Source organism: Bacillus sp. CDB3 (assembly GCF_002081505.1).
Taxonomy (GTDB): Bacteria; Bacillota; Bacilli; order Bacillales; family Bacillaceae_G; genus Bacillus_A; species Bacillus_A cereus_AT.
In genome coordinates, this window is the sequence record NZ_ALBR01000048.1 from 1 (window position 1) to 10,797 (window position 10,797).

The window sequence follows — 10,797 nt, forward strand, 5'->3', positions numbered from 1 at the left end:
TTGATAATTTATCATCTCGCCTTCAATTTAATACCTCATTCCACATTTTGTGTACTAATTTATATAATAATAACTCTATCATTTTAATAGAATTCCATAATTAATCTTTTTTCATTCTCAAATGATTTTTACATATATTAAACTTTTACCTTTGCTATAACTACTACTAAACTCTTCCACTACACTTCCCGGATCTATTTTTACTCTCGCAATATCAACTTCAAATTATAATAATAATTTAATTACCAATTTATTTGCTGGTAATACAATTTCGCTTCAATTATTCGGCATATTATCATCCATCGTTAATTTAGTTGAAGGTGGTTCAACAGGTGCCTCTCTAACAATTATACGAATCGATTAAAAAATGATTCATTCTTTTTATAATAAACATTTTTAGATACTAAACTAGTAACTATCACGAAAGTGATTAAGCAACCAAAACATATTGCACTATATTCATAGTAGTAACTATCTTTACTAAATTTTCCGTATATATATTATCAATTTACACTGCGTCCATGCCGATGTTACATTAAATAAGAAGGCTGTTTCTCCTTTACGAACCATCTCAATACGTATTTGAGAAATATTCTCCAATCCTATACGCGAGAGTAATACTATTTTGACACTCCAACGAGTGTCTTTTTTTGTAAATTGTAATAAATAAAACCATCTCTTATAGATGGTTTTATCAAAACGTATCTCTATATATTCTAAATAAAATAGTACGTTTATGAAGCTGGATAATAAATGGTCATACTTAACCGAGTTACTATTCTTCCTGAATTTTTATAAGTGTGAGGTCTATCCGCCTTAAAGCGAATTGAATCTCCGCTATTTAATTTGTATTGACAATCATTTATTTCAATTGTCAATTCCCCTTCAAACACCGTTATAAATTCTTCCGCTCCTTCTTTATGCGCTTCCGAACTTAATTTTCCTTCTGCTTCAATTTCTACCGTATAGATTTCAAAGTTCCTTTCATCTTGAAAAGGAAAAGAAGGATACACTTTATATCTCCCATTGTCTTCAGACAATACTTGCACATCATTTCGTAAAACTACTTTCGTATCAGCCTGTGGATTATTGATTAAAGAGGTAAAAGACACTTTTAAACCATTCGCAATCTTCCATATTGTTGTTAGTGTCGGGCTTGAATCTCCTCTTTCGATTTGTCCAATCATCGTTTTACTCACACCTGTTAATTGGGAAACCTTTTCTAAACTTAATTTTTCTTTCTCACGTATTGCTTTTATATTTTTCGCCAAAATAAGTTGAATTTCTTCCATAAAAAAACACCCCTATGCTATATACAATATAACGACCATTATGTATAATAAAAAGCACACGTTATATTGTTCTTTTCGGTCATTATAACACACGGAAAATACTTAGGAGGTTTTGAAATGCCTTTATTTTCTTTTTTATTATTTGTTTTTATAAGTAGCTTCACACCCGGTCCTAACAATTTTTTAGCTATGACATACGCAAATCAACTTGGTTTGAAAAGGAGCATGCAATTTTGCTTTGGAGTAGCTTTCGGTTTTTTCCTCCTCACTTCTTTATGTAGTTTCTTTAATATCGTACTAATTAATACTTTACCCAAAATCGAATTACCTTTAAAAATTTCAGGAGTAGCATACATGCTATATTTAGCTTTTAAAATACTCACTAGTAAAGGCAATACAGATCCCGATGAAAAAGATAATAAAAACTTATTTACAGTGGGCATTTTTCTTCAGTTTGTTAACCCTAAAGGGATATTATTCGGACTGACTGTAGTTTCTACTTTTATTCTCCCTTACTACAATTCATATTCCAGTTTTCTACTTTTTTCATTATTTCTAGGTATAGTCGGTTTAATGAGTACATTTAGTTGGAGCCTGTTTGGTTCAATGTTCCAAAAACTATTATTAAAACATACTCAATTATTTAACATCATTATGGCTGTTTTATTGGTTTTCAGTGCTATATCAATCGTTATAAACTAGCTCTATACTCATTCTGGTTACTTATAAACTATCTTTCTATATATTTTTAAAGCTTAGATTGTTTTTAATAGTAATCTATTTCATAGTTCTAATTCATTCATGGGTTGGGGTGATACTCTATATACCATTTGTGACATATCGAAACGAACTAATTCCGATATGTCACAAATGCGTAAAGTTTTTACCTAGTCAGCTCAAATCTCCCACCTATTTATTGGACTCTGTTCTATTCACTCCTTAAGGCGGGAGTTTTCTATAAAAAAATAATAACGTATAGCTTTAATCGGATCGGATTTTTGTTCATTTCCCACTAAATATAAGCTGAAACCAAACTAACTTGCCCCCCAAAATAACAAAGCAACAAACACCGAATCAACCTTACTTTAAATTTACTCAACTTCATACCACCAGCCTTTATGATCAAGCCAACCTCTTTTCACCTAGTCTACAAAAGGACGCTGTTAAAACATTCAGTGAGAGACTTTTCGGATGGTAATGTTTGCAAATATAAAAAATGAGGTTTCTCTTTTCTAGAGAAACCTCACCCCATCAATGTTTTTGTTAAATTTTAAACTGACTCGTATACAAATCAAAGTAAAACCCTCCATCTTCCATGAGAGTTTCATGATTTCCTCTCTCTAAAATACTTCCATCTTTTATTACAAGTATTTGATCTGCTTTTTCAATCGTTTTCAGTCGATGGGCAATTACAAAGCTCGTTCGCCCTCTCATTAAATTATTTAATCCTGCTTGAATTTGTAGTTCTGTTCTCGTATCAATATTAGATGTCGCTTCATCGAGAATTAATATATCTGCATCTGCTAAAATTGCTCGTGCGATCGCAAGAAGTTGTTTTTGTCCTTGACTTAAATTTGAACCTTCTGAAGCAATTTCTGTTTCATATTGATCCGGTAAATGTTTAATAAAAGAATGCGCCGATGCTGCCTTAGCTGCATTAATTACTTCTTCATCACTTGCATCTAATCGTCCATAACGGATATTATCCATAACCGTACCAGCAAATAAATACGTATCCTGTAAAACAACCCCTATTTTACTCCGTAAAGAATTAATATCATAATCCTTTATATCTTTTTCATCAATACTAATTTGTCCTTTTGGAATGTCATAAAAGCGCGTTAGCAAATTTATAATTGTTGTTTTTCCTGATCCAGTTGGACCGACTAAAGCGATTGTCTCCCCCGGATTCGCCTCAAGACTCACATCTTTTAAAATCATCTTGTCCTGTTCGTATCCAAATGAAACTTTCTCAAGCGTAACGCGCCCTTGTAAATTTTGTACAAGTACTGCATCTTTTTTATTTTGAATTTCTGGTACTTCATCCATAATTTCGAAGACACGTTCTCCGCCAGCAACTGCGGCTTGAATCGTATTCATTAACGTTGCAAATTGACTAAGCGGTCTTGCGAATTGACGAGAATAGTTAATAAAAGCAGCAATGACACCTACTGTTGTCATTCCGTTTAATACCATAACTGATCCAGCTCCAATTACAAGCCCCATTCCTAAGTTATTAATAAAGTTCATACTCGGAAAAATAAATGCTGAAAATGTTTCAGCCTTCGTTGCTGAAATTCTTAGCTGTTCGTTAATTTCATTGAAGTTATGTACGGTTTCTTTTTCTTTTCCATATAACGTAGTTACGTCTGCACCTGTAATAGCTTCCTCAATAAATCCATTTAATTCTCCTAAATCCTTTTGACGCTTCGCAAAGTTTTTCCCACTATAAGCAACTAGTTTTTTTGTAACGAAAAACATAATAGGTACCGTAATTAAAGTGACAATTGCTAAAATCCAATCTAATGAAAACATCGCAATTGTTACACCTATAAACGTTAACGCTGATGAAATGATTTGCACAACACTTTGTGTCAAAGCTTGATTTAAGTTATCAATATCATTTGTCACGCGGCTCATTAAATCACCTTGAGAACGTACATCAAAGAATCGTAGAGAAAGTGTTTGGATTTTCTCAAAAATATCTTGTCGTATTTTTTGTATTGTTTTTAATGCAACATTAATCATGACAAATGTTTGTAACCATGTTAACAATACGGTTATCCCATATATTGCAATGAGCAGCATGCACATTCTCGCTGTCCCGCTTAAATCCTTCGGTACAATATATTCATCAATGATGACCCCCATATAATATGGCCCAAGTAAACCGAGTAATGTCGTGATAAATACAAGAATAATAACGAATATAAGAGATGCTTTTTGATACCCCATGTAGTTCCATACTCGCATTATAGTTCCTTTAGTATTCTTTGCTTTTCCCTTTTTCGGATTATTACGTCCACCTTTATTTCCAAATTGTCCTTGAAAATTACGCACGCTCTTCCCCTCCTTCTTGCTGCAGGTTACCACCTTGGGAAAGATAAATTTCCTGATACACTTCACAAGTTGCCAATAAAGCCTCATGCGTACCACTTCCAACTAATTCACCGTTATCCAGAACGAGAATTTTATCAGCATCTATAATAGAGGATATTTTTGATGCGATTAAAAATGTCGTTGTGCCACTATATCTCGACCTTAATGCTTCTTGTATTACAGATTCTGACTTCGCATCAACTGCCGATGTAGAATCGTCTAATACAAGAATAGATGGTTTTCTCACTAAGGCTCTTGCAATAGATATACGTTGTTTTTGACCGCCAGATAGATTTGTTGCACCTTGTGTTAAGTTATATTGATAAGAGTCTTCCAGCTTATTGATAAACTCAGTCGCACAAGCAGATGAAGATGCTAATTCCAATTCATCATAAGTGGCATCTTCTTTGCCATAACGTAAATTCTCTTCTATACTGCCTGAAAAGAGAAGTGCCTTTTGTGGAACGAAGCCAATTGAAGCACGAAGTTTCTGCAAATCGTACGCTTTCACATTGACATCGTCTATACATATTTCACCTTGATCAACATCGTAAAGTCGTGGCAATAGTTTTGCCAATGTAGATTTACCACTCCCAGTAGATCCAATAATCCCTATCTTTTCACCTTTATGTACAGTAAATGAAATATCTTTCAAAACATATTCATTATTTTTCGTATAACTGTAGCTAACATTTTTAAACTCTACATTACCATCCACTTGCTTTGGTTCATATACGTCGCCTTCAGTTTTAATGTCAACTTCAGTATGTAAGACTTGTTGTACACGATCAGCTGATGGAAAAGCACGGGCAATTTGAATAAATACCATACTAATAGACATAAGTGACATTAAAATGATATTTAAATAATTAATGAAAGCTAAAATGGCCCCTACTTGGAGTGTACCGTTAAAAACTTTCTCGCCACCAATCCATAAAGTTGCTACAATCCCGCCATTTACAACTAGCATAATAATTGGCATCATCAATGAAATAATTTGTATAGCACGAATATTTATTCCAGTTAAATTTTTATTTACTTTCTCAAACTGTGAGATTTCATATTTTTGTCTTACATATGCTTTTATAACACGTACACCAGATAAATTTTCTTGTAGCTTTGTGTTTACTTTGTCTAATGCTTCTTGTACTCGTCTAAATGAACCGCTCGCTTGACTTGCAATCAATACAATTGCAACTAATAAAACGGGTACGACAACAAGTAAAATAGGAAATAGGTCTCTCGCTGTTACAAAGACTATAATGATACTTCCAATAAATAATAACGGTCCACGGACAAGTACACGTAACGTCATCGTCATCGCCGATTGAATGGATGTAATATCATTTGTAACAATCGTTAATAATTTTCCTGTTCCAAATGAATCACGACTTTTGCTAGAAAATGTTTCTATTTTCGCAAACACATCTTTTCGTATGTCTGTAGCGAAATTAACAGCAGCTTTTGTAGAATACATCATACAACCAAGCCCTCCAACTAAACCGATCGCTGCTGCCCCTATCATTAGAAGCCCCATTTTTATTACATAATTCAAATCCCGATTTGCAATTCCAACATCAATAATATGTTGCATAATTGTCGGTTGAATTAAGTCCATCGCAACCTCAAGTACCATAAATAGCGGTCCAATAATAGCGAAGAACATGTATGGTTTTAAATACTGTAGCAACTTGCGAAATGATTTCATACATAATCTCCTTTTTTCATGAAATTACCATTGAATAATTCATATTCCTCCTTATCTAAACGATATAGTCTAGAATTTTTTCATTACTTCTAATATATTATACAAATTAATATTTAACATTATTAAATGATAAGCATTAATGACTTTCCGGTCAATAAATGTGCTTTATCTTACGTAAATACAAAAACCGCATTCTAAAGAAAAAGAATGCGGTTCTTTATTTATATTTGTTTAATTGTAAAATCCAATCTTAAACCCATTATTTTCAGATGGATTCCACATGTAAAATCTTATATTAATACGATTATTACCTTTATTCTTCATCAAAAGCATCTAAATGAACATTTAAAAATCCGTTAAAACTGGGAATCTATACCCTTTTAAATCTAATTCTTTATTACTCCGAACCATTAAATACTTACTAGACTGTAATTCTGTATATTGTATCTCATCAATCCCTAATTGATCTGGGCAAAAGTAAAATTCAACCTCTGTAAATGATTCAGAGATTTCCTCACATAATTCATCTAAAATCGGAAGTACTGGAGCAAATACTCCATATAACTTTAGCTTTTCATTTTCTACTTCATAAACGATCATCGCATCTAGTTTCTTAGAATAATACAGTCTCTCATTCCACTTTAAGTCATACATTTTCAAATAAAACGAAGATCGATAATTTATTGTCGAAAACATATTAGAAAGCCTTTGACCATTTTCAATTATTTCATTTATTAAATTTCTATCCTCTTCATTATAAAAATCTAACTTTCTAAGTATCGAATCTTTATTATTCTTTTTATCATACGGTATAGTCATCAGATATTCCTGCACAATTTGAAATCCATATGATTTATATAGTTCAGGGGTTTCAGTAAACAAGAAAGCATATTCACATTGCTTATCAATTTTTTCTATCATCTTATTAAGCAATTGTGTCATTAGTCCTTGTCTACGAAAATCCGGATGTGTCATTACTGATTGAATGCCCGCTGCATTTATTTTTTCTCCATTAATTAGTAACGGAAGTGAAAACGCGGCAACATTTGCAATCACTTTATCATCTTGTATAAATGATAAAGCTTTATATGTATAATCCCAATATCCTTTCTCTGAAAAATCATGTAATGTTTGACTTGTAATCCCAAACACTTCTTCAAATAAAGGAAATAACTGCTCTCTTTTCGGTTCTTCCAAAATAAGATTTGCAATTTTTTCAATATTCCCCATGTTGTACCTCCATACGTCGATTCCATTAAATTAGATAAACTAATAAGATCTACCCATAAAATAATAGGTCTTACAAATCAATATAGTATCATAAAACATAAAAAAAGAATCTAATTAATTTTATGTTTTGACTCTTTAAAAGCAAGTCGAATAAACAAATATTAAGATTTTTGAATATTAATAATTTTATTATATAAAAATGGCGCTTTCTAATGAGTTTTTACTAATAGAAATGCACCATTTATAAAAAATATTTATTTAATCTTTTGTTCCTTCAATCCTCTCCTTCGTATTAATTTCTTCTCCCCTCATTCGTTTTTCAAATGTCTTTCTCCAACTAGCAGAAAGCGCATGTACTTCTAAAATTCTTTTTAGTCCTTCCATATTTTGTTTTTCTTTATGCATGATACAATTAGCAAACGCTACTGTAATGCCTTTCGAATCAGACTGCAGCAATTTTAACGTATCGACTGGTGATACCCATCCTTCTTTTAATACGCGAAAATAAAACCCTGTATATCCTGTTTCTTGAAAATACAATGGTAACCTTGGAACATTGTATTTCTTAGCTAGTTTAAAACAAGGCTGTCTTGGCTGCGTCACTTGTACTATCGCTTCTCCAAGTTGAAACGTATCACCAATACAAACATCCTCTTCGCGCATACCGCTAACTGTTATATTTTCTCCGAAGGCTCCATATACAAGGTCTTGACTCAATTCTTTCTCCCAATATCCATAATGTTCTCCCGAATACACACAAACCGCTTTATCCACTCCACCATGATGAACTAAATCCGCTTGGCCATCACCTTTAAATTTTACAAACGATAAATATATAAGCTCCTTTGTTTCAACTTTATTTATGCCTGTTTGAATTAACTTTCCTCCATATATAACCTCTTTTGGCAATCCTATGTTTAGAGATAGTATCTCATATTCTTTATTCATCCTTATCGCTCCTCTTGCTTATTTTACATATAAAGGCGTTAAACAATATATTCCTGTCGGTAAACCACCTCATACCTTTTTTGAAATACTTGTGAATAATTTCCTGTTAATACGTTCGATTTCAACAATTCTGCTTCACCTCATCTAATTTTTATAATCAATCCATTTCTAATAAAGTAATTATAAATCTCATAAAACCATTGTTCAATTCAATTATTTATATAATAATGATAGGTATATCCTATGATTAAATTTGAGGTGATTCCAATCGAATTACGACAACTAGAATACTTTTTAGCTGTTTCGAAAGAATTACATTTTACTAAAGCAGCTGAGAAATTAAACATTTCACAACCTTCACTAAGTCAACAAATACGTGCATTAGAACATGAAGTGGGAATGCCGCTTTTCGATCGAATTGGTAAAAAAATATCTTTAACTAAAGCAGGAAGAATTTTATTATCACACGGTAAAACAATTTTTCATGAAGTCGAACAAGCTCGTTTTGCCATTCAAGATTTAAATGGATTACAGCACGGCTCCTTAACAATAGGATCTTTGTTAACCGTAATAAATTATTTACTACCACCAGCTATATTAGATTTCAATAAACAATATCCAAATATCGAACTTTCTGTGTTGGGACTTCGTACAGGAGAGATTCGTGAAAAATTATTACAAAACGAACTAGATATTGGCATTACATTTCTCCCGGTGCAAGATAAAGAGATTATTTCTACCCCTCTATACAAAAGTGAACTTACATTAGTCGTGCCAACCGGTCATCGATTAACTGAACGTGATCATGTATCTATTGCTGAATTACAGAACTATCCTTTAATTCTTTTACCTAAAAATTTCTTTTTAACCGAACTAATTACATCTCATTGTCAAAAATTCAACTTTACACCAAAACCAATTTTAGAAATTAGTACGATGGAATCTTTAATTCAAATGGTCTCAAAAGACATGGGAATTACAGTATTACCAAAACCTTATATAGATTTTTTGCAAAGCGAACACATTCAATCTATTAAAATTGAAAACCCCACTCCAACAATAGATATAGGACTTATTTATAGAAAAGATAAATACATGTGCGCTGCTACCCGAGAATTTATTGAACAACTGAAGTTAACAGTACATTCTCTACAAAATTAAACATAAAAAAGGATTATCCTATGCAGTCGTTACACAACGACCTATTAGAATAATCTCTTTTTATAATGATATAAAACATTACATTTTGTGGTTTCTTTTCTAATAACCTATTATTCATTATAAGTGCTTAATTATTATCGTTTTATTAAGCTACACATCAGCGATATTTTATGTCTATTTCGTATAGGTATTAGCAAGTCCGTTTGCAAACTTGTTTGCACATTTTTATAAAAATTTTATAATGCTTCACAAAGTAGGAATCCGTTTCGATCAATCTTTTTTCAAAATGGATTCCTTTTTGTCTCTTATCAAGATTCAAATGTTACAGTAGTACCATTAAAACCATCAAAACAATTAGAGCAACCACCACAACCAAAACAACTAAAGCAACCGAAGCAACCAAAACAACGGAATCCACCACAACGACCACCGCCACAACCGCCACAACGACCACCACAACCGCCACAACGACCACAACCGCCACAGCGACGAGCATCATCTGTAATATAGTAATATGGATATTGGTTTTGCTGGTCCCAATACACAATATTTCCAGACTGATAATCATTAAGGCTTAACGCTTGTAGTTCTTGTTGAAACTTATTCATTTTCATGACCTCCGTTTATAAACTACAACCCCATCGATGCTTTCCTATATTTCTGTTCGTTAAATCTAAGTAGAAATAGCGCTATAAAGTGAAATTTTAATCAGTGGGGAGTGTTCATCCTCCACTGATTATTAGCCCGCACCAATCGGGCGTTTACGGGCAGCACGACTCCCACCTAACTTCTTTGCTCCAGTCGAATTTTGAGGCGGGAGTTTTACTGCCCACAAATAGCGGGATAAACTAACTTTAATACGTACACCCACAAAATATGACCTATCACTAGATGATGTACCTTGTTCATATGCCTATTTTTAGGTTGTTTTTACTATGGGCTCATTATTTTCTAGTTCGATAGTCGTATATTCCATAATTTTGTTTGGGCATCTTCGTATTTCCAATATGCACTCCCATCTTTATTTTTCTTCGCTTCAATAACTGCTATATCAGAGCTAATTTTACAAGTATTTATAATTAGTGATTTCTGCTAAGAAAAGTCTATTTTTATGAATGGCATATCAGCGATGTTTTATGTCTATTCCGCATGCGTGTTAGCACTTTTTTATATTTCTTCTATTGCATACACCTTCATAATTTCAATATATTTCCCCCTAACCACATGGACATGGTTGCTCTCTTCTATATGATTCTTATCGTCACTTTCATTTTTGGAAAAGAAACGCTGCCCCCGCTTTGACGTCCTGTTTCTTCTTTTGATTTTTTCATTCCGAACGTCACTAATGCTTTTTGTGTT

9 protein-coding genes and 2 pseudogenes are annotated in these 10,797 nt (G+C 32.7%); 3 read left to right on the top strand and 8 right to left on the bottom strand.

What is annotated here, in order from left to right:
• Positions 1-160 precede the first annotated feature (160 nt).
• Positions 161-364, top strand: a pseudogene (locus CDB3_RS12075) (BclA C-terminal domain-containing protein); the annotation flags it as partial.
• A 370-nt stretch (positions 365-734) separates the two neighbouring features.
• On the opposite strand, the gene CDB3_RS12080 reads toward CDB3_RS12075, so the two are convergent.
• Complete coding sequence (locus tag CDB3_RS12080) at positions 735-1,292, bottom strand: helix-turn-helix domain-containing protein (RefSeq protein WP_128854657.1); 558 nt, start codon at positions 1,290-1,292, stop codon at positions 735-737.
• A 117-nt stretch (positions 1,293-1,409) separates the two neighbouring features.
• Here CDB3_RS12080 and CDB3_RS12085 point away from each other — a divergent pair, with 117 nt between their 5' ends.
• Complete coding sequence (locus CDB3_RS12085) at positions 1,410-1,994, top strand: LysE family translocator (RefSeq protein WP_128854658.1); 585 nt, start codon at positions 1,410-1,412, stop codon at positions 1,992-1,994.
• A gap of 561 nt (positions 1,995-2,555) precedes the next feature.
• Here the strand turns inward: CDB3_RS12085 and CDB3_RS12090 are convergent.
• The 5 genes and pseudogenes from CDB3_RS12090 to CDB3_RS33240 form a co-directional block, all read right to left on the bottom strand.
• On the bottom strand, positions 2,556-4,352 hold the full coding sequence (locus CDB3_RS12090; RefSeq protein ID WP_128854659.1) for an ABC transporter ATP-binding protein: 1,797 nt from the start codon (positions 4,350-4,352) through the stop codon (positions 2,556-2,558).
• Positions 4,345-6,099, bottom strand: coding sequence for an ABC transporter ATP-binding protein (locus tag CDB3_RS12095; RefSeq protein WP_128854660.1), 1,755 nt, complete (start codon positions 6,097-6,099; stop codon positions 4,345-4,347). Before CDB3_RS12095 ends, CDB3_RS12090 begins: the two co-directional genes overlap by 8 nt.
• A gap of 345 nt (positions 6,100-6,444) precedes the next feature.
• On the bottom strand, positions 6,445-7,329 hold the full coding sequence (locus tag CDB3_RS12100; RefSeq protein WP_128854661.1) for a GNAT family N-acetyltransferase: 885 nt from the start codon (positions 7,327-7,329) through the stop codon (positions 6,445-6,447).
• Positions 7,330-7,587: 258 nt separating this feature from the next.
• The gene (locus CDB3_RS12105) at positions 7,588-8,277 is read right to left on the bottom strand and encodes an MOSC domain-containing protein (RefSeq protein WP_128854662.1); all 690 of its coding nucleotides are present in this window, start codon (positions 8,275-8,277) and stop codon (positions 7,588-7,590) included.
• Positions 8,278-8,298: 21 nt separating this feature from the next.
• Positions 8,299-8,405: pseudogene (locus CDB3_RS33240) on the bottom strand (aminotransferase class III-fold pyridoxal phosphate-dependent enzyme); the annotation flags it as partial.
• A 130-nt stretch (positions 8,406-8,535) separates the two neighbouring features.
• On the opposite strand from CDB3_RS33240, the gene CDB3_RS12110 reads away from it, so the two are divergent.
• The gene (locus CDB3_RS12110; RefSeq protein ID WP_179139696.1) at positions 8,536-9,438 is read left to right on the top strand and encodes a LysR family transcriptional regulator; all 903 of its coding nucleotides are present in this window, start codon (positions 8,536-8,538) and stop codon (positions 9,436-9,438) included.
• A gap of 308 nt (positions 9,439-9,746) precedes the next feature.
• Here CDB3_RS12110 and CDB3_RS12115 read toward each other — a convergent pair whose 3' ends face one another.
• Positions 9,747-10,046, bottom strand: coding sequence for a heterocycloanthracin/sonorensin family bacteriocin (locus tag CDB3_RS12115; protein ID WP_128854664.1), 300 nt, complete (start codon positions 10,044-10,046; stop codon positions 9,747-9,749).
• Positions 10,047-10,177: 131 nt separating this feature from the next.
• Positions 10,178-10,309 carry a hypothetical protein gene (locus tag CDB3_RS32315; RefSeq protein ID WP_256869773.1) on the bottom strand — a complete coding sequence of 44 codons (132 nt, stop codon included), beginning with the start codon at positions 10,307-10,309 and terminating at the stop codon, positions 10,178-10,180.
• Positions 10,310-10,797: the final 488 nt, after the last annotated feature.